This is a genomic window from Clostridium sp. AF35-15, from assembly GCF_003477745.1.
Lineage (GTDB): Bacteria > Bacillota > Clostridia > Lachnospirales > Lachnospiraceae > Otoolea > Otoolea fessa.
In genome coordinates, this window is the sequence record NZ_QUDY01000009.1 from 25,032 (window position 1) to 51,499 (window position 26,468).

The following is a 26,468-nucleotide window of genomic DNA, read 5'->3' on the forward strand; positions in this document are numbered from 1 at the left end:
TCATTATATATAGACCTGCGGCAGAATGCAAGCCAAAACAGCTTAGAACTATGACACTAATTAATTGACATTGTGCGCACAAAAAAAACAAAACGCTGCCGCAAAATGCTAACATATAACATTCTGCTGCAGCTTTTTGTTTTTAATCTATCTCTTTAAATAAAATCTTCTCCCAGCTTCTCTGCCGCCGCGCGTGCAATCTGCTCCGGCGTGATCGGAAGCTCATAGAATCGTTTTCCGACTGCATTGTACACCGCATCAGCAATCGCCGGAAGCGGCGTGTTGATAACAATCTCGCCGATCGACTTTGCTCCGAACGGACCAGATGGCTCATAACTGCTCTCAAATTCAACGTTTAAATGTCCATAGTCAATCCGGGTCGGAATCTTATACTGCATCAGGGAATTTTCACGCACACCACCCTGTGCATTGCGGGTAATATTTTCCGTCAGCGCCATGCCGATTCCCTGCATCAGACCGCCCTCAACCTGCAGGCGGGACAGATTCGGATTGATCGGTGTACCGCAGTCTACCGCTGCCGCATAATTAATAACGCTGGTTTCGCCTGTCTCCATATCAATCTCAAGCTCAACCGCACCTGCCATAAACGGAGGCGGGGAAATGTGGGCGGTTCTCGACTCGGTTACCTCCAGCGGAATTTCATGCCCGTACATGGATGCCGTTGCGATATCAGCCAGAGCGATCTTCTTCGTCTCATCCCCGGCTTTTTCGGTTGTGAATACCTCTTTTCCGTCAAATTCCACTGCATCCGCCGGGACGCCCAGAAGCTCTGCACCCAGTTTACAGATCTGCTCACGCAGGCGCAGCGCACACCGTTCGGTCGCTTTTCCGGTCAGATAGGTCGTACTCGATGCATAAGAACCTGAGTCATACGGGGATGAATCCGTGTCCGCGCCCAGCACCGTGATCGCGTCGATTGGACATTCCAGCACTTCCGCCGCAATCTGCGCCAGAATCGTGTCACAGCCGGTTCCCATATCTGCCGCTCCGAGCGACAATGTATAGAACCCTTCGTCGTTGACTTTGAGACGGGCACTTCCGACATCCATCGCCGTGATTGCCGATCCCTGCATCGCCATACCCATGCCGACGCTGCGGACCTTGCCATTGCCCATGTCACGCACCGGATATTTGTCTTCCCAGCCGATCATCTCACGCACTTTTTTTACACAACGGTCGAGTGCGCAGCTTGTATTAACCTGATTATAATATGCTGGCATCAGATCGCCCTCTTTAACCATGTTTTTCAGGCGGATCTCAAAGCGATCCATCTGAATCTGGTCTGCCAGCTCATTGACCGCCGACTCGATCGCGAAAAGTCCCTGTGTCGCACCATAGCCACGGTACGCGCCTGCCGACATGATATTCGTATAGACAACATCGCTGATAAAGCGGAATGCTTCGACACTTCCATACAACGGGATCGATTTGTGTCCTGACAGCCCAACGGTTGTCGGTCCATGCTCGCCGTAAGCACCGGTATTGGACAATGTGTAAAGATCGATGCCGCGGATCGTGCCGTCCTTCATCGCGCCCAGACGCACATGCATCTCCATCTCATGGCGCGGCGAAGACGCCGTCTGTGCCTCCATCCGGCTATAAATCAGCTTCGACGGTTTTTTCGTCATCCAGGTAACGAATGCCGGATAGACTTCACAGACCGCCGTCTGCTTCGCACCAAAACCCCCGCCGATTCTCGGCTTGCTCACGCGCACCATCGACTTCGGGATATGAAGCGCATTTGCCACGATTCTGCGGCAGTGGAACACGATCTGCGTGGAACTTAAAATATTTAATCTTCCGTAGGTATCGATCGAACAATAGGTACGGAATGTCTCCATCATCGTCTGCTGGCACGGCTTTGTGTGGTATACATGATCAATCACGATGTCGCAGTCCTTTAAAACCGCCTCGACATCCCCGTTGCCGCACTCATCGTGCGCGCAGAGGTTGCGCTTGTTGTCTGCGCCGACCGGAGCAAGACTCTCCCAGTTGTCCTCTGGGTGAACCAGGATCGGGTTGTCCTTTGACGTATGGAAATCCAGAACCGGCTCTAAGACTTCATACTGTACCTTGATCAGGCGGAGTGCTTTATCGACACATTTTTCATCTTTTCCTGCTACAATCGCCACGATATCGCCCTGAAAACGGACATGGCGGTCGATCAGGAGACGGTCATACGGGCTCGCCTCCGGGTATGTCTGCCCCGCCTGTGTGTAGCGCTTTGCATCCTGCGGCACATCCTCCCAGGTATAAATTGCCTCGATGCCCGGAACTTTCATTGCGATCGCGGTGTTGATCGTTTTTACCATCGCATTCGCATACGGGGAACGCAGAAGTTTGACGATCAGGCAGTCCTGCGGCGCCAGATCATCCACGTAAACCGGCTGTCCGGTTACCAGCTGCATCGCATCTTTTTTTCGTACAGAAGTATTGACTACTCTCATTCTGCCGCCTCCTTCTGTTTTTCTCTCTTCCAGTCTAAAAATGCCAGAATGCCGCGAAGCTGTCCTTCATAACCGGAACAGCGGCACAGGTTTCCTGCCAGATATTCGCGGATTTCATCCTCCTCCGGGAACTCTTTTTCCCGGAACAGCGCCAGCGCATTCATGATAAAGCCCGGATTACAGAAGCCGCACTGTTCGGCTCCCTGATCGGCAATGAATGCGCCAAATTCTTTTGCCTCCTCCTGGAGTCCTTCCAGCGTCGTCACGCTGTGACCGTCCGCCCGCGCCGCCAGCACGGAACAGGAAAGCACTGGTTTTTCATCCAGAAATACGGTACAGAGTCCGCAGTTTGCCGTCTCGCAGCCGCGCTTGACACTGTAACAGCCCTGACTGCGTACCAGATCAATCAGAAGCGTATCCGGTTCAATCTCCGGGGAAATCTTCGTTCCATTTAGAGTAATCGTTATCTGCATCATATGTGAATCTCCTAATATTCATACTGTTATACGATCATTTTATTGTCCTATTTCGTTTAGCACTCTTCCAGCACACGCACCGCCCGCTTTATCAGAACACCGGTTAAATGTTTCCGGTATTCAGCGCTGCCGCGCATATTTGAAGACGTCTGAACCTGATCACGGATCCACTTTGCAAGACAGGCTGCTTTCTTCCCGGTCTGCGTCTTGTCCTGCTTTTCTCTGGTATCGGCATCCGCATCTGCTTTTGTTTCAGCCTTTTGCTTTTCCTCTATAAGCGCCTGTATTGTCTCCGCTGATGCCTCGAACAACACAGCACGCCCCGGACGTGCACCGATGCTAAAACGATATGCTCCATCCGCCCGTTTCGCCGCCGCACAGGTCAGCACTGGAAAATCAGTCTGCGTATTCCGCACAGACTGGTAGTGATATACGGCTTTGTCTTTATGGACAATTAATTTGACTAAAATGTCCCGACCGCCGATCTGTTTTGCAAATTCCACCAACGGCATCCGTCCAGCTTTGTAAAGTTCCACTTCGGTGTCCATCGCCAGGAACATCGTCAGGACATCTGAAAATCCAAATCTGCCATAGATACTGCCTCCGACTGTCGCCAGGTTCCGAAGCTGCACGCCGACGATATGGCGCACCGACTCGCGCATGGCACCATCTGTGTATGCCGCCAATCCCGGATGTTCTTCCAGCTGGCGCAGGGTAACCATCGCGCCAATCTCAAACGCATCCTCTGTCTCCTCTATCTGATCCAGCCCCAGCCCTGAAATATCAATCGCGGTTCCTACATTGCCCCGGCTCATCTTCAGCCAGATCATACCGCCTATCACCCGGTTCGCTTTTTTCTGATTCAGCTCCCAGGCTTCCTCCAGGCTTTCTACCCGTTTATATTCTCGAATCGTCATCATAGGTTTTTCCTCTTTTTCATCTATTTCTTAAATAACAAAATTATCCATCTTTTATTATAGCATAAAACATGGTATAATTCCGTTGTTATTTTTAAAATACAACGAGACCCCTTTTTCCAGAAAAGATTAGGAGGATTTGATAAAAACTATGAAACCATCCATCCGTACCTACCTCTGCAATGACGAAAACCATCGTTTCTTTGGCGAAGGTCCTCGTCAGCTTCTTCATGCCATCGATGAAACCGGCTCGCTCCGCTCCGCCGCTCTGTCCATGAATATGGCGTATACAAAGGCACTTCGGATTATCCGCGATGCCGAAACCACACTTGGATTTCCGCTGACCGTCCGCACCACCGGCGGAAAAGGCGGCGGTGGCAGCCAGATAACGGCGGAGGCGAGGGAGTTTCTGGCTAAGTATGAGGCATATCGGGATGCGTGTACGGAGAGTGGACAACAGTTATATGAAGATTTTTTTTGCAGGCGGAAATCTGTTTTTTTCTCTTCTGGAACACAAACGTCCTCTTTCACTTGTTTGCAAAATTCAAACGAGGTCCGGATCGCCTGCATCATTATGGCCTCCGGTCTTGGAAAACGTTTCGGCTCGAACAAGCTCATGGCTTCGTTCCACGGTGCTCCGCTCATCCACTCGGTACTGGATGTGACCGGTTCTGTTCCGCTCTTTGCCGATCGTCTCGTTGTGACGCGCTCCCGGGAGGTTCACGATTACTGTCAGTCCCTGGGAATTCCGGTGCTGATTCATACACTTCCCAATCGGAACGAGGCGCTCTGCCTGGGACTTACACACATGTTAAAAAGGCACCCGGATTTATCAGGCTGTCTCTTTGCACTCGGCGATCAGCCGCTTCTGCGTCCACGGACACTGGAACGGATATGCCGGCGCTATCTCGAATGCAAAATATCACCAGGTCACTCTGAATCTGTTTTCCCAGATTCTGATTTTACCATTTTGGAATCAAAATTGCCTCAAAATTCAGGAATTGCAGAAAAATCACCGATCGTACAGCTCTGCAGCATCCAAATGACGGCTTCTCCCGAACCTTCCGTCTCAACCACCGTCGGAAGCCCGATTCTCTTCGACCGGGCATATTTTGACGAACTGCTCCATCTACCGGAAAAAGCTGGCGGAAGCCATGTTCTCCGCCAGCATCCGGACGTTGTCCAGTATGTGACTGCCGAAGTGCCGGAGGAATTGATGGATGTAGACACGCCGGAGGAGCTCAAACGCCTGGAGAATCTGGTAACAATCGAATAAAACTATAAGGACTGACATCACACATGCAGCATGATGCCAGTCCCTTTTTATCAATCTACGTATCACTTTCAGCCATACATTCCATATTTTATAGATGGATCTTATATTTTTATGTACCTATGACCTTTTTCTAATCTTCCTATTTCTTACGCCTCATCCTTCGGCAGCAGCACATTCAGGATAATCGCCATGAAAGCTGCCGGAACGATACCAGATCCGCCGAATACAAGCTGAATTGCTTCCGGCATCTTGGAAAGGATGGTTGCATGTGCACCCATGCCGTAACCAACACCCAGTGCAACAGAGACGATGGTCAGGTTGCGTGAAGTCATCTTCTCTTTCGTGATAAGCTGAATACCGCTAACTACGATCGAAGAGAACATCATAACCGCTGCGCCTCCCAGTACCGACTGCGGCATGATCGAAACGATCGCACCCAGCTTCGGAATCAGACCGCACAGAATCAGGAACACCGCACCGGTTGCAAGTGCCATGCGGTTGACTACCTTTGTCATTGTAACCAGACCTACGTTCTGGCTGAACGAAGTGTTCGGAAGAACACCGAACAGCGCCGCAATACTGGAACCAAGTCCATCGCAGATAACGCCGCCGGAAAGCTCTTTATCGGTCGCCTCACGGTCCATACCGCCCTCAACGACACCGGAAATATCTCCGACCGTCTCAACAGCGGTTACAATAAACATGATAAGAACCGGCAAAATTGCGCGCATATCAAAGACAATTTTAACCGGGACGATCGGCGGAATGCTGATCCAGCTCGCCTGTGCTACCTTATCCCAGTTTAATACCCATGCTTTGGTATATTCGGTTCCGTCCGCTGCAATGCCCGTGTGCGGAAGCACCAGACCCATGATGAATGCTACAGCATAACCGGCAATAATTCCGACCAGAATCGAGGAAGAACTTAAATATCCCTTCGTTCCGTGCTTCACTGCCAGAATCACAATCAGGACAAAAATAGCAAGCAGCATATTTTCCATGGAACCAAAGTCCTGCGCCGAGCTGCCGCCGCCGAAGGAATTGACGCCGACCCCGATCAATGACAGACCAATCGAAAGAACGACCGTACCTGTTACGACCGACGGGAAAAATCGGCGAAGCGGCTTTAAGAAGCATCCAAGCACACTCTCGAACAGACCGCCGATGATCGAAGCACCCATAATGGCGCCGTACGCTAAAATACCGCCGCCCATCGTAGCCGCCACGCTGTTGAATACACCGATGAAACCAGAGCTGGTTCCCATGATAATCGGAACCTTGCCGCCGACCGGACCAACCGAAAATAACTGCAGCAGCGTGATCAGTCCCGCCACCAACATCGCATTCTGCAGAAGCTCGATCTGCAGCTGTGCCAGATCGTTTCCGCCCGTGATACCACAGGCGCCTGTGATGATCAGAAGTGGTGTCAGGTTACCGACAAACATCGCAAGCACGTGCTGCAGTCCCAGCGGAATCGCCTGTTTTAACGGCATCTTCGCCTCAAACTCATAGGCAGGTCCCGTAAATTTCTTTTCATTTTCCATAGATTTTCTCTCCCTGTACCCAATTTAAAACTACCTTTTTACTCAGTTTCCAAAACATTCTCAATTATAAAAAAAAGCATATGAACTGTAAAGATTGTTTTTTCATTTGTATATTATTTTTCATTAAGTAAGTTATAAGTATTACTTATAATTTACTTACCCAGTCCACAATATCACCAAATACCTCTTCCCGGTTGGTCTCATGAAACAGTTCATGCCTTGCCCCCGGATAAAGTTGCATCGCCACATTGGTACATCCGGTTTCTTGCAGATCTTCCATCGCGCGCCGCACACCGCGTCCGCCTTCTCCGACCGGGTCCTCCTCTCCCGATATCAGCAGAATCGGCAGATTTTTCGGAATTCCATCAAAGCCTCTCTTCCGCTTCAAATCCAGCATGACCTGGAAAAAATCGACGAATGCCCCATCGGTAAATAAAAACTGGCAGTATGGATCCGCCTCGTATTTTTCATCCTCCTCCGTCACGCGCGACAGCCATTGATGTTCCGTTTTTCCTTTTTCAAAATAGCGGTTATAGCTTCCAAGAACCAGCTGGTGCAGCCGCTCATTTCGTCCATTTCTTCCTTCCAGCCACGCTGCCGCTGCCACGACGGTTCCGCCCAGCCACAAAAGTGGTTCCGGCTGGCTTCCGGTTCCCATGAAAATTGCGCCGTCCAGCCATTCTCCATAATGCGTGATAAAACGGCGTCCAAAAAACGAACCCATGCTGTGCCCCAGAAGAATATGCGGAATGCCCTGAAACTTGTGTTTCGCAAAACGTGCCACCTGCGCCATCGCACCGTTCACGCGGCGGACACCATTTTTCTCCGCGAACTCGCCTAATTCCCCTGGTTTTGCTGTCCGTCCATGTCCCGGATGATCGTGCCCGATGACCGCAATCCCCGCCCGGTTTATCGCCTGTGCAAATTCTTCGTATCTGCCAATGTGCTCGATCATACCGTGCGCCACCTGAATGACCGCCCACGGTGTTTCCTCCGGCTCCCAGCAGATGCCATGGATTCTGCCGCTCCCATTCTGAAATGGAATATAAAAATCTTTGCCCTGTGCCATCCTGATTTCCCCGCTTTCTAAATGCTATACCGAATTAGCTCTCTCAACATTGCCTGAAATATTTTTTATTTTCCTGTTTTATTGAAGCATATAATTTTCAGATCCTTTTCATATACAGGATACCACAAAAACACTCTATTATACGATTTTCCCCCTTAAAAAAAGAATGTGCCTTGTTGTGTAATAGGGAATTCCAAGGAATTTTCTATTACACAACAAAAGCTCCATCTTTCGACGGAGCTTCTGCAGTCATACGTTTTATATATCGTATGTCATATATTCATGAATCAGTGATTCATTAATTGTTTGAATACAGAGTAACGAGCTTGTTCAGGTACTGGTATCTAGCCTTTGCCTCTTCCTCGTTCTTTGCATCCAGCGCGCCGGCTCTATCCGGATTCTTCAGAGCCAGAGATGCGTAACGAACCTCACCCTTTAAGAATGCCTGGTAGTCACCTGTCGGTGCCTTGCTGTCCAGAGTGAACTTCTTGTCCTCTGCAGCCGGATTGTAACGGAAGTTGTGCCAGTAACCGCACTCTACCGCCAGTTTCTCCTCGGTCTGAGCCTTGTCCATACCTTTCTTGATACCGTGGTTGATACACGGAGCATATGCAATAACTAAGGACGGACCCGGATATGCCTCTGCCTCAGCGATTGCCTTAACAGTCTGAGCATAATCAGCACCCATGGAGATCTGGGCAACGTATACATAGCCATAGCTCATAGCGATGGAAGCAAGATCTTTCTTCTTCACATCTTTACCACCTGCTGCGAACTGTGCAACTGCACCGGTCGGAGTTGCCTTAGAGGACTGTCCGCCTGTGTTGGAGTAAACCTCGGTATCATATACCATGATGTTGATATCCTTGCCGGAAGCAAGTACGTGGTCAACACCGCCGAAACCGATATCGTAAGCCCAACCGTCGCCACCGAATACCCACTGGGATTTCTTAGCGAGGAAGTCTTTGTTCTTCACAATATCCTTGCAGTTCGGGCAGTCGATGCCGTCCAGAGCCTCTACCAGCTTGTCGGTAGCTGCGCCGTTCAATGCACCGATTCCGTAAGTATCCAGCCACTCTTTGCAAGCTGCTTTCACTTCATCGGTCGCCTGTTCTGCCGCCATCACAGCCTCAACCTTACCCTTTAAGCCGTCACGGATTGCGTTCTGAGCCAGAAGCATACCATAACCGAACTCTGCGTTGTCCTCGAACAGGGAGTTGTCCCAAGCCGGGCCCTTGCCAGCCTTGTTCATGGTGTAAGGTGTGGACGGTGAAGAGTTGCCCCAGATAGAGGAGCATCCGGTTGCGTTGGCAATGTACATACGATCGCCGAACAGCTGAGTAATCAGTTTTGCGTACGGAGTCTCGCCGCATCCTGCACAAGCGCCGGAGAACTCAAGTAACGGCTGTTTGAACTGGCTTCCCTTAACGGTTGTCTCTTTATATTTATCAATGACATCCTGTTTGATCGGAAGTGTCTGACCGTAGTCATAACCCTTCTGAGCCTCCAGATTCTTGTCAAGACTTACCATCGTAAGTGCTTTCTCACCCTTCTTGCCCGGGCAGACATTTGCACAGGAACCACATCCGGTACAATCCAGAGAAGAAATAGTCATCACGAACTTGTACTGCGGCATACCTGTAAGCGGCAGTGTCTTTGTTCCTTCCGGAGCGGCAGCAGCCTCTTCCTCGGTCATCGCGATCGGGCGGATAACTGCGTGCGGGCACACATAAGAACAGAAGTTACACTGGATACAGTTGTCCGGATTCCAAACCGGTACATTGACTGCGATACCACGTTTCTCGTATGCAGCGGAACCAGACGGAGTTGTACCATCTACATAATCGGTAAATGCAGATACCGGCAGGTTGTTACCCTCCTGAGCATTGACAGCAGCCTGAACGGTATTGACAAACTTAACAACGTCTGCTCTTCCCTCGGTTGCGTGAGTCATCTCAAGTCCCTCGTCCTCGCCGTTCTTCCAGCTTTCCGGAACCTGAATCTCTACAACGTTCTGAGCGCCTGCATCGATAGCAGCCCAGTTTTTCTTAACAACATCTTCGCCCTTACGACCGTAGGTTGCCTTTGCAGCAGCCTTCATCAGTTCGATCGCTCTCTCCTCCGGAATAATATTTGCCAGCTTGAAGAATGCGGACTGAAGGATGGTATTGATACGGGTCGGACCCATACCGGTCTCGATACCCAGTTTAACACCGTCGATGGTGTAGAATTTAATCTTGTGGTCAGCGATGAACTTCTTAACCTGTCCCGGTAAGTGCTGCTCCAGCTCTTCCATGTTCCACGGGCAGTTTAACAGGAATGTACCGCCGTCAACCAGTTCCTGAACCATGTTGTACTTACGGATGTAAGCCGGGTTGTGACAGGCAACAAAGTTTGCCTTGTGGATCAGGTAGGTGGATTTGATCGGTTTATGACCGAAACGAAGGTGGGACATTGTAACACCACCAGATTTCTTGGAGTCATAATCGAAGTAAGCCTGTGCGTACATATCGGTATTATCGCCGATGATCTTGATAGAGTTCTTGTTTGCACCTACAGTACCGTCGGCACCAAGACCCCAGAACTTACAGTTTACAGTTCCTTCCGGAGTGGTAACAAGCGGTGCGCCAAGCTCCAGGGAAAGGTTGGTAACATCATCTACGATACCGATGGTGAACTGTTTCTTGGTTGTGTTCTCATATACAGCTACGATCTGAGCCGGTGTGGTATCCTTGGAACCAAGTCCGTAACGACCTGTGAAGATCGGAGTCTGATCGAATTTTGTACCCTTTAATGCTGCTACTACATCAAGGTAAAGCGGCTCGCCAAGGGAACCTGGCTCTTTGGTGCGGTCTAATACGGAAATCTGCTTAACTGTATCCGGAATAGCGTCTACCAGTGCGCTGGCTACGAACGGACGGTACAGGCGAACCTTTACAACGCCGACTTTCTTTCCAGCTGCTACGAGGTAATCGATCGTCTCCTCGATGGTATCGTTGACAGAACCCATTGCGATGATAACGTGCTCTGCATCCGGAGCGCCATAGTAGTTGAACAGCTTGTAGTCTGTGCCAATCTTCTCATTGACCTTGTCCATGTATTCCTGAACAATCGCCGGAAGTGCATCGTAGTACGGGTTGCAAGCCTCTCTTACCTGGAAGAAGATATCCGGGTTCTGAGCAGAACCGCGCTGACACGGGTGGTTCGGGTTCAGTGCATTCTTACGGAATGCATCGATTGCATCCATATCTGCCATATCTTTCAGATCTTCATAATCCCAGGTCTCGATCTTCTGAATCTCATGGGATGTACGGAAACCATCAAAGAAGTTAATGAATGGAATCTTGCCCTTGATGGATGCCAGATGTGCAACCGGGGTTAAATCCATAACTTCCTGTACGCTGGATTCACACAGCATCGCGCAGCCTGTCTGACGGCACGCATAAATATCAGAATGGTCACCAAAGATGGATAACGCATGGCTGGCCAGTGCACGAGCAGAAACATTAAATACGCCCGGGAGCTGCTCACCTGCAATTTTGTATAAGTTCGGGATCATCAGAAGCAGACCCTGGGAAGCGGTGTACGTGGTTGTCAGCGCACCTGCTGCCAGAGATCCGTGTACTGCACCTGCTGCACCTGCCTCAGACTGCATCTCTGTAATCTGAACTGTGTGGCCGAAAATATTGGTTCTTCCGTCTGTTGCCCATTCATCGGTAGCCTCAGCCATCGGAGAAGAAGGGGTAATCGGATAGATAGCTGCCACGTCGGTGTATGCGTAAGAAGCATGCGCTGCTGCGTGGTTTCCATCCATGGTTTTCATCTTTCTTGCCATAATGAATATTCCTCCTATTGATAGTGAATGTATTCAGTAATAAATCTCCCCAAATAGATTGTCCTGGAAATTTACCTGATAATATTATAACAAATTCTCGTCAAAATGCAAATAAATTTGATTTATATCCGGTATTATTTTTCGAACAATTACAAAAAAGCTGTCTACTGTTTTTTCAGATAGTCGATAAAACCATAAAATATGAAAAAAAGCGCCGCCAGATGAAGAAAGACTCTCCATCCAGCGGTGCTTTTCATTCAAATGCCGCTTGAATGCCCTTTTATCATTCATTTTTGCAATCTATCTTACAGCACTTTCTATATTTCACCTTAGTTTTGCCTTGATTTTAATTGCTTCCAGGTCCATTTGCTTCCACAACCGGGTTCGTTTCCTCTGGCTCTGGAGTTGTCTCCTGTGGTCCTTCGTTGGATGCCGCCGCTGTCGTGGTCGGAGCTTTTGTCTCGCCGTCAGGGCTGGACGGTGCCGCTGTGGTTGTCTCATGTGCCGCTGTGCTCTCATTAGCTGCATTTGTCTCAGCTGCGGTGCTCTCTGCTGCCGCCGTTGTCTCCGTTGCGTTGGTCGCTACAGTAGCGGAACTGTTACGTTTGATTTGCGCTGCCTTTCCACGATAGCTGCTATTGTGAAAAAATTCACGACTCACTTCTTTATCATTCTCATAGGTAACCAGATCCGTGGACCAGCGGCTGCCCGGAGTCGCTGCCTTTGTCTGCACTTCCTGACCCGGCTGCAGGGAACCATCCTCGGTATAAACCGCAGACGGCGGATCAATCTCGCCTGTCTTCTCAGAAGACATACGAATCTTGACACCCTCTTTCAGAATCGGAACTCCATACAGTGCGATCGTCAGTTTTCGATCAGATGCGCTGAAGCTTGCCTTGATAGCCAGCGGATATTCCGAGTTGTTGACGAACTTGAAGTCCGGTCCGCCGTAGCTGACTGCCGCATCCTCGCCCGGTGTAACGTAGGACGGCTCGTAGCTGTGTGCGTGGCGCTCCGTACTTTTAAGCCCCGCAAATACAACCGCGTTATATAAGGTCGAAGATACCTGGCAGACGCCGCCGCCTGGCTCCTGGACAACCTCGCCATTTAAGTATGCGGTTGCCGGCTTGTAGCCTTTTTCTTCGGTTCTCGCACCGGTCGTATTGTTAAAGGAAAATTCCTGTCCTGGTTTGACAATCGTTCCGTTTAACGCTGCGACCGCCAGACGGATATTCTCGTTTCGGTTGCTGTTGGAGGTCGTCGTGGTTGTGTAGGTGGACATTGTCTTGTACTTATCCTGTACCGACGAATCCGCTGCGACTTCCTTCGTCTCTGCGGTCAGAACGGCATCAAACTCTTTCTTGTCAATCGCATCGACCATCGCCTGTGCCAGCTTGTCCTGATCGATGACAAGTCCCTTGGTGCCCTCGCTGAACTCAAACTTGCCCGTTTCCTTATTGTAACCGGAGATACCGCCGCTCTTGGCTGCCATGTTCCAGTTTCCGGCAATCAGTGCTGCCTCTGCCTTGGCATCCTCGATCATATTTTCCGTGTTGATTTCATATGTCTCACCCGGTTTCAGATCACTTGCATAGATCTCCTCGAGAAGCTGATCAACTTTATCCGCCATCAGATTGGTGACGTCGGCCTCTTTGTCCTCGTATTTGACCTTCATCTTCCAGTCAAATGAATCAAGGATCGCCTTGCGCGCCTCCTCCTGCGTCATTCCGTAAATATTGACGCCGTTGACGGTCACCGCTCCATCTGCCACGGTACTCTCCTGTACGGCATCCGATTCGGTCGCCCCGCCTGCCGCGCTGCCCCCACCGCACCCGCGGGAGGCAATCGCCGCTATCAGGATAACCGCCAGGACACCGATCACGATCAAAAGGATCTGTGTAATATCCAGACGGTTTCTTCTCTTCTTTTTATAACGCCCGGAAGTATGCCCACTCCGACCGGCTGCCGCCCGGTTCATCGCAGTATCCCGGCGTCCCGTGCTTGTGTGCGCATCTGTACTTTTTGTATGGCTGGATGTTCCGGACGACGAACGATGCCCGGTACTGCTATGTCCGGCACGGCTGTACGAACTCAGCGTTCCGCCCTCCAATCCTCTATGTTCAAAATTCCTTCCTCCTGAAGAATTTCTGTTGTACTCACTCATTTTCCATCACCTGTCCGTCTTTTCCATGAAATTTTATTATATGTGTTTATTTGAAAATATCCCTGCTACAGTATAGCACAATTCTAGGAAAAGAAAATAACATAATTCTTAAATTAACTTATAAATTTTTTTGATCCCCACAACCTTTTCCTGGTACAAATTTCCACAGCCGCTCTGTTTTTTGTATAACGCTTCTTCTTTCAAATATATCTGATGTAAACAATCATTTTTGTTCCTGTTTACACACTGGCAAACTGCAGCGGGTATCTGCCGCATACTTGACTTTTCCATCTAATGCGGGTAGTCTTACAGCAGAAGGAGGTCTGCATCTATGCAGTTAATTGATTTACACGTTCATTCTACTGCTTCGGACGGAACACTCACGCCCACCGAAGTGACAAAGCTGGCGCTCCAATGCGGTCTGACCGCCTATGCGCTGACGGATCATGATACAGTTGACGGCGTTGCGGAAGCCATGCAGGCAGCCGAGAACTCCTCCCTGACTGTCATTCCCGGTGCCGAATTTTCCAGTCCTTATAAAGGAAAAGAAATCCATATTCTGGGGCTCTACCTGAACCCGCACTGCCCGGAACTTTTATCTGCACTGCGGCAGGTCCGCGAGATCCGCAACCGGCGCAATGAAGAGCTTCTCGCTTTATTTCAGGCAGATGGATTTCCCATTAAATATGAAGATTTAATTCACGGAAATGAACACACTGTCATCACCCGTGCCCATTTTGCACGCGCACTGCTTGAAAAAGGCTGTGTCACTTCGGTCAGCCAGGCATTTGATAAATACCTCGGGGACGGCAAAAAATATTACCGCCCGAAGCAGATGATTGAGCCGGAGGAAGCGATCCGCCTGATCCGTGTAGCTGGCGGTTTACCAGCGCTCGCACATCCTCTCCAGTATAAACTTGGCTGGAAAAAGACCGAGCAGCTTCTCTCCTATTTAAAAGAAGCCGGAATGATGGGCATCGAGATTTATTATTCCTCACACTCTCAATCCGACAGTCTTCATTTACGTGAAATAGCTTCGCGTCTCGGTCTGGTCTCCACCGGCGGTTCCGATTTTCACGGTGCCAACAAACCAGATATCCATCTTGGAAGCGGCTACGGCGGTCTGCGGGTTTCTGCACTGCTGCTGGACAACATAAAAGCCCGGTTACAGCAGAAAAACAGCTAAAATGCTGATTTACCCGCTCACGCTTCTATCGGTTCCGTATGTTCAGGCATTTACAATCTATATGAAAACTTCTTCATGAACCTGCTGAACAGACGTCTGTTTATATGTTTACATATGATAGAGCGCCTGCTCAATCCCTTCTTCCGAGACGGACTCCGCCAGTACGGCTTTCATTCCCGCCGCGCTGGCGGTTTTTTCTGTCTTTTCTCCGATACAGACGGCTGTAAATCCGTTCAATGTCTCCTTATCCGGCTGTAAAATATCCAGGAATCCCTGTACCGTCGATCCGCTCGTAAACGTGGCCGCATCGATCGCGCCCTCTTTTAGGAGTTCACGGATGCGCGCTGCAAGCGGCGATTCCTCCGGCGTGATCGTATCGTAAAGTGTCACATCCATATAGGATATTCCGGCAGCTTCAAATGCCTGCGTCAGTTCCGGCGAACCATGTCTGGCGCGCAGGATGCATACGCGTTCGTTCTGCTTCACCCGTTTTGCCAGCCCTTTTCCGAGATCTGCCGCATAAAAGCGCTCCGGAATATAATCTGGGTAAATGCCGTGTTCCCGGCAGACGGACGCGGTTCCCTCGCCGATCACAGCAAAACGCAGATGGGAGAGGCTCCTGAAATCTTTCTGCATCCGGTTCAAAAGCTCAAAGAAATATTGTGCCCCTGCCGGACTCGTGAGCACCAGCCAGTGATACGATTCCAGATTCCGAACCAGTTCATACAGTTTTTCTTTATCCGCTGTGCCAGCATCCGCTTTTTCTGATTTTTTCCAGACCGGTTTTAACTCAATCGTCGGAAATTCCAGCACCTCCGCTCCGGCATCGCGCAGATGTTCCGCCAGCTTCTGGCTGCGCTCCTTCGGGCGGGTAATCACGATCCGTTTTCCTGCCAACGGCTTTTCTTCTCTCCATGCACACGTATCAGCAAGCGCACAGACCTCCCCGATCACAAGGATGGCAGGCGCCTTGACGCCCTGACGCACACCCTCTTCCGGAAGTGTCTGCAGGGTTGCGCGGATCATTCTCTGGGACGCAAGGGTTCCGTTCATCAGAAATGCCGCCGGCGTCTCCGGTTTCATTCCCGCACTCAGAAGCCCTTCACAGATCCTCGGCGCATTCGCAACACTCATCAAAAAAATTAAGGTGCCGCCGACCCGAGCAAGTGCCTCAAAATCCAGAGCCGGCATGCCCTCCATACGATGTCCGGTAATCACATGAAACGATCCCGCCAATCCTCGGTGCGTCACCGGGATGCCAAAATATGCCGGAACTGCCAGGCTGGAGCTGATACCCGGAACCACCTCAAACGGGATCTGATGTTTCTTTAAAAATTCGGCTTCTTCGCCGCCGCGTCCAAAGACGAACGGATCCCCGCCCTTGAGGCGCACGATCGTTCCGCCCTTTTTCGCTTCCTCTAATAAAATTTCTAAGATTTCTTCCTGCTTCTTCGAATGGCGTCCACTCCGTTTACCAACGTCAATTTTCCGCGTGTGCTCCGGAATCCAGCCCAGTACCGCGTCGCCTGCCAAAGCGTCGTAGACGACGGCATCCGCCTGCTCCAGAAGTTCTCTGCCGCGCAGGGTAAAAAGCCCTGCATCGCCAGGGCCCGAGCCGATAAGGTAGACTTTCCCCAGCGGAGACAGTGCAGGCTTTCCCGATAACTGTTCCGCCAATTTTCTTCCAAGCTCCGCTGCTTTCTCTGCCTCCCCCTCAATGGAACCAATACGGACTTCTCCCGTTTCTTCCTTATAATAAAGACCTCGCAGCTTGATTTTTCCATTTTCAAGCACCGCCGAAGCTGCTGTCGGCGACGAACATCCGCCTCCAAGCGTGGCGACAAAGCCCTGTTCTGCCCTGGTTAAAACCGCAGACTCCTCAGAGTGAACCATTTTCACAAAAGGGATCTCCCGGTCACGCCGTCCCTGGATTGCCAGAATGCCCTGTCCTGCTGACGGGATCATTTCCTCCACAGAAAAATAACGGCTGATGCGATCTGCAAATCCCAGACGAATCAGCCCCGCCGCTGCCAGAATCAGCGCATCATATTCGCCAGAATCGAGCTTTCGCAAACGCGTGTTCAGGTTGCCTCGGATCCCCTTAAATTCTGCATCCGGGAATAATCTCTGCCCCTGTAGGACGCGGCGGCGGCTGGAAGTTCCAATTACCGGGTGTGCCGGAAGCTCGGATAAGCCTTCACGCAGAACCAGCACATCGCGGCAATCTTCGCGCTCTAAAAGCGCCAGCACCGGCAGCTCCTCCGGCGGACAGAGCGGCATATCTTTTAAGGAATGAACTGTCAGCTCGCACCGCCCTTCATAAAGCGCCTGATCCAGCTCTTTTACAAACAATCCCCTGCCGCCAACCGCATCGAGTGGACGGTCAAGCACCTTGTCTCCCGTCGTTTTCATCGTGATCAATTCAAATCCTGTCTCCGGACAGACATTCTGCATCGCTGCGATCGCCATCTTTGACTGAACAACTGCCAGCGCACTGTCGCGGCTGCCTACGCGGATCCTATTTTTATCTGTCAATTTTTAATCTCCTCTATAAAATATATTAAGTATCTTCTACCTCTGCCTCCGCCAGTACGCGGCGTACTTCTTTTGCCACACGATGCGTCAATCCCGGATCCGCTCCGCCAGAAATCAATCCGGCTGTCAGTTCTCTGCCCTGGGCGATCGCCGGGAAATAAAACTCTGACTGACTTTTATCGGAAGCCATATTAAACCAGACGGAATGGCTCGACGCATCCTCCTTGATCCCTGCGTCCGTCCCCGTCTGCCCGGTCGCTGCCAGCGCCATAAAAAAGTTTTTTTCCTGCCAGATCGTATCTCGAACTTCCTCATAGGTTTGTTCAATCAGACGGATTTTCCGTGAATCCGCCAGCTTCCGTATCTCTTCCGAAGTGTTCGGTGCAATCACCGTGATCGCTGCGCCAAATTTTTCCAGCACGCCGACCCGCCTCGATGCCACACTTCCAGCTCCCACAACCAGTACCTGCCGATCTGTCATATCTATAAAAATCGGAAAATAGGACATTTCTCTTCTCCCACTATTTTCGTTTGGTAACTGTTCAGTGCCTTCACAGTCACGCGCAATAAATCCGCAGACCTACTGAACAGTTACTTCGTTTGTTTCTATGCCACCGGAATTGAGTTCATCTCTTCAAAATCGTATTTCCGTATTATTATAAGGTTTCACGTTTTATAAATCAAGCATGAGGCAGATCTATTTTTCATTTTAGAACCTCTTTTGTTTCTGTTCACGGGTAGGCACTTTTGGAACCGAAAGTGCCGTAAGAAAACGTGGTGGCAGCAGGAATTTGCCCTATTGAAATGCGAAGCCACGGCAAATTCCGTTACTTTTTACGTATGCGTGTACAGTAACCCTCTTTTATTAATACCCGTATACGTAAAAAGTAATCCTTGTTTTGTCTTGCCAGAACAGTGCAGATTTTGTATACTTATAACACATTTAAATTCAATACAATGAGTATAAAAAGATTGACTAATACCAATAAAGGAGTTACAACGATGGAAGAATTTTACAAAGCAATCGAAGACAAGATCAAAGCTTCCGGCTATCCGGGCGAGGTAAACGGCGAGAATATCTACAACGACATCTGCGATCAGATGGAGGAAAAAGAAAATGGAACCTATCTGTTTCTCTCCAAAAAAGACAATGGCGTCGTATTTGAATACAAGGTAGACATTCTGGATGAGTCTTTCAATCTCTCCTATGTTCATATTACCGCAAATAACGACACGTTTCATATTGATTTTGACAATTAATAGACAATCTTTTCTTGGACATCCCTGTATTTTTGACATACAGGGATATTTTTTTAAGGATTTTTTTGGAAAATGTGAGCATTGCGCCCTTTATAGAGGTCTGTTATAATTATCATTGTTAAAAGATTGACGAAATTATAAACTGCACACAGGGTTGTGTGCCAATCCATGAAGGAGGGCTAAATATGAAAATCCAGAATATTTCCGATGTAAACACATTTTTTAAAGTAATTGATTCCTGCAAAGGAACCGTCGAGCTGGTTTCCCCGGAGGGCGACCGCATCAACCTGAAATCCAAGCTGTCCCAGTATCTGTCGATGGCAAATATTTTTTCCAATGGCTATATCAAAGAGCTGGAACTGGTTGCTTATGAGAAAGAGGACTTAGACCGACTGATTAAATTTATGTATCAGGGGGAGTAAGCTCTCTTCTAAGGTGTACACGGTATGTATCTTGCCGTTGTATAAAAAAATGTTTGAATGATACGATAGAAACTGTATAAAAAAGCTTCCTGGCTGCATGGCAGATTGGCTCTGCTGCACAGGAAGCTTTTTTCCGTTTTATGAATCTAAGTCAAACCGTTTCTCATACTTCACGCAGTAAACACGCAAACCTTCTAAACAGCTACGCTTCTATCCGCGCCAGCTCTTGAAAGACTTTTTCAATTTCTTCCCGCGACGCCCGGAATGTTCCCTGCACCATCTGGGTGCTCCCACCGCCGCGTCCCTGCAGACGAGCGTTTAATTCTTTTCCGAATGCACGCATATCACGGCCGAGGCTTCCGGCTGTGTAGTTATAACCTGACGCGTCATCGCCAGAGCACACCAGCACGGTCTCTCCTTTTTCCTGTTCCAATAGCAGATTTGCAAACTGACGCACCAGAACTGGCGTCATGCCCTGCTCAAATACAGCCAGCGCTTTCTGACCCTGCGGATAGACGTCTGCCTGCATGGTGAGAATGCGCTGCCAGAGGTGGTTGATCTCACCGTCCTTGCGCCCGCTCTCCTCTTTCAGATGGCTGACCGCCTCCGCCGCCTTCTCCGGTTTTGCAGAAAGCAGGTTAGAGATCGTCTGCATCTGCTCCGTCTTCGCCTCAAAATTCTCCAGCGCACGGTCACCACAGAGCATGGAGAAACGCACGCCGCCCTTGTAATTCATCAGGGAAAGCACCTTGATCACGCCGATCTCTCCCGTGTAATCCACGTGTGTGCCGCAGCAGGCACAGATATCCGCCCCCGGAATCTCTACGATGCGGACCTGACCGGTCAGCTCTTTCTTGCTACGGTAATCGATGGTTTTCAATTCCTCCTCACCCGGATATGTCACCTGTACCGGAAGATTCGCCCAGACAACCGCATTTGCCTTCTTCTCGATTTCCTTTAACTGTTCCCAGTTAAGCGGACCATTCAGATCGACCGTCACTTCATCGTGTCCCATATGAAATCCGACATTATCATATCCGTATGCGGCATGAATCAGCCCCGATATGATATGTTCTCCCGTATGTTGCTGCATGTTGGAAAAACGCTGTTCCCAGTCGATGGCCGCGTGAACGGTGCTTCCCACCTCCAGCGGAGCGTCCGTCTCATGAACAACCACGCCATGTTTCTCCTCCACATGTGTCACGTGCACTTCCCCGATCCGTCCGGTGTCCGACGGCTGTCCGCCGCCCTCCGGGTAAAATCCGGTCTGGGAAAGTTCCACCTCAAATCCGTGCTTTGCCGGACGGCAGGCGGTGACGATGGCATCAAATTCTTTTACATACGGTGTCTGATAATATAACGGTTCCATTTTCATTCCTCTTTTCATTTCGTTGTACAATGTTCTGTGACAAATCGTTATGGATAAACATCCATGTCGATCCGCCCGGTTATCTCGATTATTTCAACAAAAAATTTATAGTAAAATATTTCCGTCCTAATTTTCCTGATTTATGGAAACTGTGGCAAGCTGCCCCTCATATGATGAAGTGTATAGAAAATCTCGGAGGACATAACCATGAGTGATTTAGCGGCTACCAACTGCGGTTGCGGATGTGATAACAACGGAGGAAGCTGCGGCTGTAATTGTGGCTGTGGATGCGGCGGTTTCGGCAACAACAACTGTCTCTTCCTGATTCTGATTCTGCTGTGCTGCGGCGGATGTGGCGGCGGATGCTTTGATCACGGATGCGGCGGCAACAACTGCGACTGCCTGATCTGGATCCTGCTCCTGTGCTGCTGCTGTGGCGGCGGTGGCTTTGGCTGCTGATAAACATCCGCCCATATCCAGCATATCTTTTGAGAATGCATCCATGTACATTTTAATACCGCAGATTTAACACCATCACATCTTATTTGCGCGTCAACTGATAAATCAATGCATTGCAGATCGCGGCGGCTACATTGCTGCCGCCCTTTCTGCCTCTTGCCACAATATAAGGAGTGTCCGGCAAGGATATAATCAATTCCTTGGACGGCACGACATTGACAAAGCCGACCGGCACGCCGATGATAAGCTTCGGATGGATTTTTCCCTCCTGAATCAACTCGTACAGACGCACCAGCGCGGTCGGTGCATTCCCAACTGCAAAAATACAGTCTTTTCCCATTTCTGCCGCCTTGTCCATGCTGGCAACCGCACGGGTGGTCCCGGACGCTGCCGCTTTCTTCGCGACATCCTCGTCCGCCATAAAACAGTAGACCTCACCGCCCAGCGACGCAAGCGCGCGCTTGTTGATGCCGGATTTTCCCATATTCGTATCAGTCACGATGCACGCCCCATTTTTCAGGGCTTCCAACGCCTTATCGACTGCGCCCGGTGAAAATACAAGCGAATCTGCGTACTCAAAGTCGGCTGTCGTGTGAATCACGCGTTTCACAATTGGTGCTTCTTTCTCCGGAAATGTCCGTTCCCCCAGCTCCTCGGTGATAATCTCAAAACTTCTCGCCTCGATCTCCGACGGCAATACCTGACTGAGTTCTTTCATTTTTTCATCCATCTATTTACACTCCCTCTTCCAGAATCCGGTAAATTGCTTCCATATCCAAGTACTTCCGCATCGTGTCTGCCAGCCGGTTGTACTGCTCTTCCCGGTATTTCTCATAATCAAACGATAATCCGCCGACTTCCGGCTCCATTCCTTTTTCTTTCATCAGCGCACAGACAATCGTCTCCGCCACCTCTGCCTTGTCAAAAATGCCGTGGACGTAAGTGCCGTAGAGGTTGTCCCGGCAGCAGCCATCCTGTTTTTCAGTGTGGTTTCCCGCCTGTTCTTCCCTGAGTTTCAATAAACTATGATTTACGGCTTTTTCCTGCTCCTTGATCACGTTCTTAACAATATCACCGCCGACCGATGATGTCTCTCCCATATGTATTTCATATCCTTCCGCCTCCATCCCCGAAAGCCCGGAAAAGATACCGCTGACCGTCCCGAAACATCCCTTGACCTGTGTCCTGGTCTTTTCTTCCTGAAACTGTGTCTGTAACGGCAGAAGTCCCATACCGGAGATCGTACGCCCAGGCACACCCGCCTCGGTTCCTTCCTGATCTGACAGCGTCTGTCCCATCATCTGATAGCCGCCGCAGATGCCCCAGATCGGCGTTCCTCCGGCTGCTTTCTTTAAAACTGCCGCTTCCAGACCATTCTGCCGCATCCAGAGCAGATCCTCGATCGTATTCTTCGTTCCCGGAAGAACAATCAGATCCGGTCGTCCCAGCTCAGACAGGCGGCTCACATAACGCACCGAAACGCCGGGGATCGGGTCAAAGACGTTCAGATCAGTGAAATTGGATAAACGCGGAAAGCGGATGGCTGCAATGTCGATCCATGCCTCTACATGTTTTTCAGATGACTCGTTTTCCTGTTTAAGGGTATTATTCCGCCCTGTGGATGAAAGGCGGCTGCTTAAGCTATCCTCGTCCTCGATATCCACGTCCATGTACGGAACGACGCCGACCACCGGAATCTTGCATAATTTCTCGATCATCTCAACACCTGGATCCAGGATCGTCTTATCGCCGCGGAATTTGTTGATGATAAGCCCCTTTACCATCGCCTGTTCATCCGGTTCCAGAAGCGCTACCGTTCCATAGAGCTGTGCAAACACGCCGCCCCGGTCGATGTCCCCGGCAAGCAGCACCGGCGCACCCGCCATGCGCGCCATTCCCATGTTCACGATATCATCCGATTTTAAGTTGATTTCCGCCGGGCTGCCGGCGCCCTCGATCACGATGATATCGTACTGTTCGGACAAGTGCTGAAACGCTTTCTTGATTTCCGGGATTAGCTGCTTTTTATACTTGAAATATTCCTTCGCGGGCATTGTGCCGATCGGAACACCGCGCACGATCACCTGAGAACCGACATCGCTGGATGGCTTTAAGAGAATCGGATTCATGTCCACCGATGGCTCACAGCCCGCCGCCTGCGCCTGCACTACCTGTGCGCGTCCCATTTCCAATCCCTCGCTGGTAATATAGGAGTTCAGCGCCATATTCTGCGATTTAAACGGCGCCACGCGGTAGCCGTCCTGCTTGAAAATCCGGCAGAGTCCCGCCGCCAGCAGGCTTTTTCCCGCATTGGACATCGTTCCCTGTATCATGATTGCTTTTGCCACGGTGAAATCCTCCTTATTTTTGAGTGTCTTACCAAATAATGGTTGCTCAAAGCTATTTAATTCGAAGCTATTTTGTGCTTAACCGAAACTATTTTTCTGCCATTTGTCCTTTCAAATGACAGAGGCTATTTTATGGGTTCGTGTAACTGTTCAGTACCTTCACATTCACGCGCAAAAATCCATTAAAAATTGCCTACGGCAATGGGATTTTTGCCTGCTGGCCCATGTTTTCGTACGGTCAGCGCAGTAAATGCGCAGACCTACTGAACAGTTACGGGTTCGTTTTATATTACAAATTCACATTGTGTTTTTCTTCAGATTGTACCTCTTTCAAAATATTTATCAACCTTTCATTTTCTCCCCGGTTCCGCACCGCCACCCGGTAATAATGACGGTTCAGCCCTTCAAAATTCTCACAGGCGCGAATCAAAATGCCATGCTCTAAACATCCCTGTTTGTAATCGCGCGAATCCTCATCCGGCGAACGGAACAACAGATAATTTGTCTGGGACGGATAAACGATAAATCCCAGTTCTTCCAGTTTTTCCGCCAGCCGCGGACGTTCCGTCTGCAAAGATTTAACCGTCCATTCCAGCAGATTTCCTTCTGAATGATCCGCCAGTACCGCAAATGCCGCCACCCCGCCCGCCTGCGCCGGAGCCGAGACACTCCACGGCTGGCGGAACTTCTCGAGGCGTTCCCGGAGTCCGGCATTGGGGATGATGCCATAGCCCAGGCGAAGGCCTGCCATTGAGCAGATTTTGGTCAAGGCATTTAAGAGAATAACGTGATCTCCAACACCATTTAACAAATTTCCAACAAACGAACATTCTCTCCGTGTATCCAAAAACCACTGAAAACACTCGTCCAGCATAAGCCAGGTATGTGTTTCCCGGCAGACCTGTGCCAACCTTTCCAGCTCGGTGGCTGAAATAGCGCGCCCTGTCGGGTTATTGGGATTTCCGAGAATCAATATTTTTTCCCAGACGTTTTCATGTTTAGAGGATAAAGTTGGGACCGAATCTATCTTCGATGCATCCCCGGAGCCATCGCAAAGCATGGCATACAATTCTTCCCTCGTACTCTCCAGGGAAAATCCATTTTCTTCCTTTAAATGAAGCCACCGGATCTCGCAGCCGCACATCCGAAGCGCCTGCTCATACTCCGAAAATCCCGGTGCCAGCAAAATCGCCTGTTTGGGCCGAATCGCTGAGACAACTGCATATAAAATATCCGAAGCACCGTTTCCAAACACGAGCCAGTCCTCCGGAATCGGCGTGCCGTCTGCCTCATAAAAAGCAGCCGCTGCACGCCGCAGCTTCCGGCATAAAGCATCCGGATATTGTTCCCAAGCAGCCGCCGATGCCATCACAGCATCACGGACCGCCTGCGGCATTCCAAGACGATTTGTATTGACTGAAAAATCTAACTCTACGGCTGCATCACCGTAAATATCGCCGCCGTGCGTGTATGGCATAGATGCTTCCTCCCTGTTGTTCCCTCTTTTTTGTGTATTCTTTATCTGGTTACTCTTTCCTTCGTTCGTTCTGTTTTTGATATTTTTATCTGTTTGATTGCTTCATTATTTGGATTTTTTGCTTTTTTTATATTCTTCTTTGTTAAAATTCCCTTATCAAAACAAAATCACGGCCCGCATCACCAGTGCCAGAAGTCCCATGATTCCCGCCGCTCCATACATCAGGCGGTTGACACGGCGGATGTCCTGCGGTTCAATCGGGTGTATCTCATCACCGATATATGGCTTCGGAACTAACTTGCCGAAATACCAGGCATCGCCCGCCAGTCGCAAGCTCAGCGCGCCGGCGCATGCCGACTCGGTCTGCGCGGAATTGGGGCTTTTGTGGTTCCGGCGATCACGCCGCCAGATACGGTAAGCATTCTTTCCGTCATATCGTAAAAGGTATGCAGATACTATCAATAAAAGCGCTGCCAGACGCGACGGAATCAGGTTTACCAGATCGTCCAGTTTTGCTGCCGCGCGTCCAAAATGCAGATACCTGTCATTTTTATATCCGACCATCGAATCCATCGTGTTGACTGCCTTGTACAGCCAGCCAAGAAACGGACCTCCGATCGCCAGATAAAACAAAGGCGCAATCACTCCATCCGATGCATTTTCCGCTACCGTCTCAACTGCCGCCCGTGCGATCCCCGCCTCTGAAAGAGGTTTCGTATCGCGCCCGACAATCATCGACACTGCATAGCGGGCTCCCTCGATCTCTCCCGCCTCCAGCTTCCGGCAGACCGCCATGCTCTCATCCCGCAGGGAGCGCGCCGCCAGCAGATAGTAAGTCATGACCGCCTCGACTACTGTCTGAATCCAGATGCCGCCCAGACGGGAAATCCAGAGGATTGCGCCTGCCACACTGCCTGTCACAAGCAGCACCAGACACACAAAAAGAACGCCCGCGCGGCGTTCCCCCCGTTCCGTTGCATGCTTTTTTCCAGCTGGACGCAAATATTTTTCCAGCCACACAATCAGATTTCCGATCGCCCGGACTGGATGTGGCATCGAATGCGGATCACCCAGGCACAGATCCAGAAGATAACCTGCCAGAATCGCAGCTAAGTGATATCCGACCATTCTGCCTTCTATCATTCCTGTCAATACTTTACTGATTGCTGTCATTTTGTCTACTCCCAACTATTCTTTTATTTGATCCGCATTCCCAGACCGCAGATAACCCGGTGCACTTCCTCCGAATATGCGGCGATCCGCTGGCAAATGCGCCCGTCTGTCTCCCGATAATCGCGCTCAAATGCTTCCATCGGCACAATGCCGCAGCCGATTTCATCCGCCGTCACGAATGCATCCGGATTTTCCTGCATCAGGCGTTCTGCAAACACGTATGGATCGCGCCCGGCTTCCATCTCACGCCTCACAAACAGTTCAAAATGCGTGATCAGATCCGCCTGCATGATCGTCTGTTCGTCCGTTTCTAATCTCCCGTCCGCGATGCGTGCCGTAACTCTACACGCTTCTGGATTTTTCGATCGATTCAGAACGGTGGATAAGTCTTTTGTTTTCCTCCGTTCCAAAGTACGTTTTTCCCACAATTTCATCGCATACGCTGTCTTTCCTTGTTCCCTGCCGCCAATTATAAAAATCATTCTGCTTT

20 protein-coding genes are annotated in these 26,468 nt (G+C 50.1%); 5 read left to right on the top strand and 15 right to left on the bottom strand.

Translation table 11 applies throughout. The features are described from left to right. Positions 1–155: 155 nt before the first annotated feature. From DWZ76_RS10865 to DWZ76_RS10875, 3 genes are read right to left on the bottom strand one after another with little or no spacing between them, the layout of a single operon-like run. Positions 156–2,468: a molybdopterin cofactor-binding domain-containing protein gene (locus DWZ76_RS10865; RefSeq protein ID WP_118468604.1), complete on the bottom strand. Its 2,313-nt coding sequence runs from the start codon at positions 2,466–2,468 to the stop codon at positions 156–158. Beyond that, positions 2,465–2,941 carry a (2Fe-2S)-binding protein gene (locus DWZ76_RS10870; protein ID WP_107000403.1) on the bottom strand — a complete coding sequence of 159 codons (477 nt, stop codon included), beginning with the start codon at positions 2,939–2,941 and terminating at the stop codon, positions 2,465–2,467. The genes DWZ76_RS10865 and DWZ76_RS10870 overlap by 4 nt, the downstream gene beginning before the upstream one ends. A gap of 59 nt (positions 2,942–3,000) precedes the next feature. Continuing rightward, a complete protein-coding gene (locus tag DWZ76_RS10875; RefSeq protein ID WP_118472652.1) occupies positions 3,001–3,864 on the bottom strand; it encodes an FAD binding domain-containing protein in 864 nt (287 codons plus the stop codon). Positions 3,865–4,012: 148 nt separating this feature from the next. Between DWZ76_RS10875 and DWZ76_RS10880 the strand changes: the two genes are divergently transcribed. Next, positions 4,013–5,137 (top strand): NTP transferase domain-containing protein, encoded by a 1,125-nt coding sequence (locus DWZ76_RS10880; protein ID WP_118472653.1) that lies wholly within the window; start codon positions 4,013–4,015, stop codon positions 5,135–5,137. Positions 5,138–5,283: 146 nt separating this feature from the next. On the opposite strand, the gene DWZ76_RS10885 is transcribed toward DWZ76_RS10880, so the two are convergent. From DWZ76_RS10885 to DWZ76_RS10900, 4 genes are all read right to left on the bottom strand, one after another. Then, positions 5,284–6,681, bottom strand: a complete 1,398-nt coding sequence (locus tag DWZ76_RS10885; protein WP_106999933.1) for a nucleobase:cation symporter-2 family protein — start codon at positions 6,679–6,681, stop codon at positions 5,284–5,286. Between the two features lie 145 nt (positions 6,682–6,826). After that, positions 6,827–7,750 (bottom strand): alpha/beta hydrolase, encoded by a 924-nt coding sequence (locus tag DWZ76_RS10890; protein ID WP_118472654.1) that lies wholly within the window; start codon positions 7,748–7,750, stop codon positions 6,827–6,829. A gap of 298 nt (positions 7,751–8,048) precedes the next feature. Beyond that, a complete protein-coding gene (nifJ, locus tag DWZ76_RS10895; RefSeq protein ID WP_118472655.1) occupies positions 8,049–11,585 on the bottom strand; it encodes a pyruvate:ferredoxin (flavodoxin) oxidoreductase in 3,537 nt (1,178 codons plus the stop codon). Positions 11,586–11,931: 346 nt separating this feature from the next. Then, positions 11,932–13,749, bottom strand: coding sequence for a VanW family protein (locus DWZ76_RS10900; RefSeq protein ID WP_243017816.1), 1,818 nt, complete (start codon positions 13,747–13,749; stop codon positions 11,932–11,934). A 331-nt stretch (positions 13,750–14,080) separates the two neighbouring features. Here DWZ76_RS10900 and DWZ76_RS10905 point away from each other — a divergent pair, with 331 nt between their 5' ends. Next, positions 14,081–14,935: a PHP domain-containing protein gene (locus tag DWZ76_RS10905; protein WP_118472656.1), complete on the top strand. Its 855-nt coding sequence runs from the start codon at positions 14,081–14,083 to the stop codon at positions 14,933–14,935. A gap of 108 nt (positions 14,936–15,043) precedes the next feature. Here the strand turns inward: DWZ76_RS10905 and hemC are convergent, their stop codons facing one another. Beyond that, complete coding sequence (hemC, locus tag DWZ76_RS10910) at positions 15,044–17,470, bottom strand: hydroxymethylbilane synthase (protein WP_243017817.1); 2,427 nt, start codon at positions 17,468–17,470, stop codon at positions 15,044–15,046. A 25-nt stretch (positions 17,471–17,495) separates the two neighbouring features. Then, positions 17,496–17,978 (bottom strand): NAD(P)-dependent oxidoreductase, encoded by a 483-nt coding sequence (locus DWZ76_RS10915; RefSeq protein ID WP_106999937.1) that lies wholly within the window; start codon positions 17,976–17,978, stop codon positions 17,496–17,498. Positions 17,979–18,472: 494 nt separating this feature from the next. Here DWZ76_RS10915 and DWZ76_RS10920 point away from each other — a divergent pair, with 494 nt between their 5' ends. Together DWZ76_RS10920 and DWZ76_RS10925 are read left to right on the top strand one after the other, a co-directional pair. Continuing rightward, entirely contained in the window at positions 18,473–18,730 is a 258-nt protein-coding gene (locus tag DWZ76_RS10920; protein WP_118472657.1) for a hypothetical protein, read from the top strand. Between the two features lie 185 nt (positions 18,731–18,915). Continuing rightward, entirely contained in the window at positions 18,916–19,152 is a 237-nt protein-coding gene (locus DWZ76_RS10925; RefSeq protein ID WP_022359553.1) for a hypothetical protein, read from the top strand. 202 nt (positions 19,153–19,354) lie between these two features. Here DWZ76_RS10925 and DWZ76_RS10930 read toward each other — a convergent pair whose 3' ends face one another. Next, on the bottom strand, positions 19,355–20,521 hold the full coding sequence (locus DWZ76_RS10930; protein ID WP_106999938.1) for an alanyl-tRNA editing protein: 1,167 nt from the start codon (positions 20,519–20,521) through the stop codon (positions 19,355–19,357). Positions 20,522–20,728: 207 nt separating this feature from the next. Between DWZ76_RS10930 and DWZ76_RS10935 the strand changes: the two genes are divergently transcribed. Continuing rightward, entirely contained in the window at positions 20,729–20,980 is a 252-nt protein-coding gene (locus DWZ76_RS10935) for a hypothetical protein (RefSeq protein ID WP_022359551.1), read from the top strand. 82 nt (positions 20,981–21,062) lie between these two features. Here DWZ76_RS10935 and DWZ76_RS10940 read toward each other — a convergent pair whose 3' ends face one another. The 5 genes from DWZ76_RS10940 to DWZ76_RS10960 form a co-directional block, all read right to left on the bottom strand. Next, positions 21,063–21,698: a precorrin-8X methylmutase gene (locus DWZ76_RS10940; RefSeq protein ID WP_107000405.1), complete on the bottom strand. Its 636-nt coding sequence runs from the start codon at positions 21,696–21,698 to the stop codon at positions 21,063–21,065. A 16-nt stretch (positions 21,699–21,714) separates the two neighbouring features. Beyond that, positions 21,715–23,328, bottom strand: a complete 1,614-nt coding sequence (locus tag DWZ76_RS10945; protein ID WP_106999939.1) for a cobyric acid synthase — start codon at positions 23,326–23,328, stop codon at positions 21,715–21,717. 289 nt (positions 23,329–23,617) lie between these two features. Beyond that, a complete protein-coding gene (locus tag DWZ76_RS10950; RefSeq protein ID WP_118472658.1) occupies positions 23,618–24,805 on the bottom strand; it encodes an aminotransferase class I/II-fold pyridoxal phosphate-dependent enzyme in 1,188 nt (395 codons plus the stop codon). Between the two features lie 156 nt (positions 24,806–24,961). Next, positions 24,962–25,978 (bottom strand): adenosylcobinamide-phosphate synthase CbiB, encoded by a 1,017-nt coding sequence (cbiB, locus tag DWZ76_RS10955; RefSeq protein WP_243017818.1) that lies wholly within the window; start codon positions 25,976–25,978, stop codon positions 24,962–24,964. 23 nt (positions 25,979–26,001) lie between these two features. Further along, complete coding sequence (locus tag DWZ76_RS10960) at positions 26,002–26,460, bottom strand: bifunctional adenosylcobinamide kinase/adenosylcobinamide-phosphate guanylyltransferase (protein ID WP_118472659.1); 459 nt, start codon at positions 26,458–26,460, stop codon at positions 26,002–26,004. Positions 26,461–26,468 lie beyond the last annotated feature (8 nt).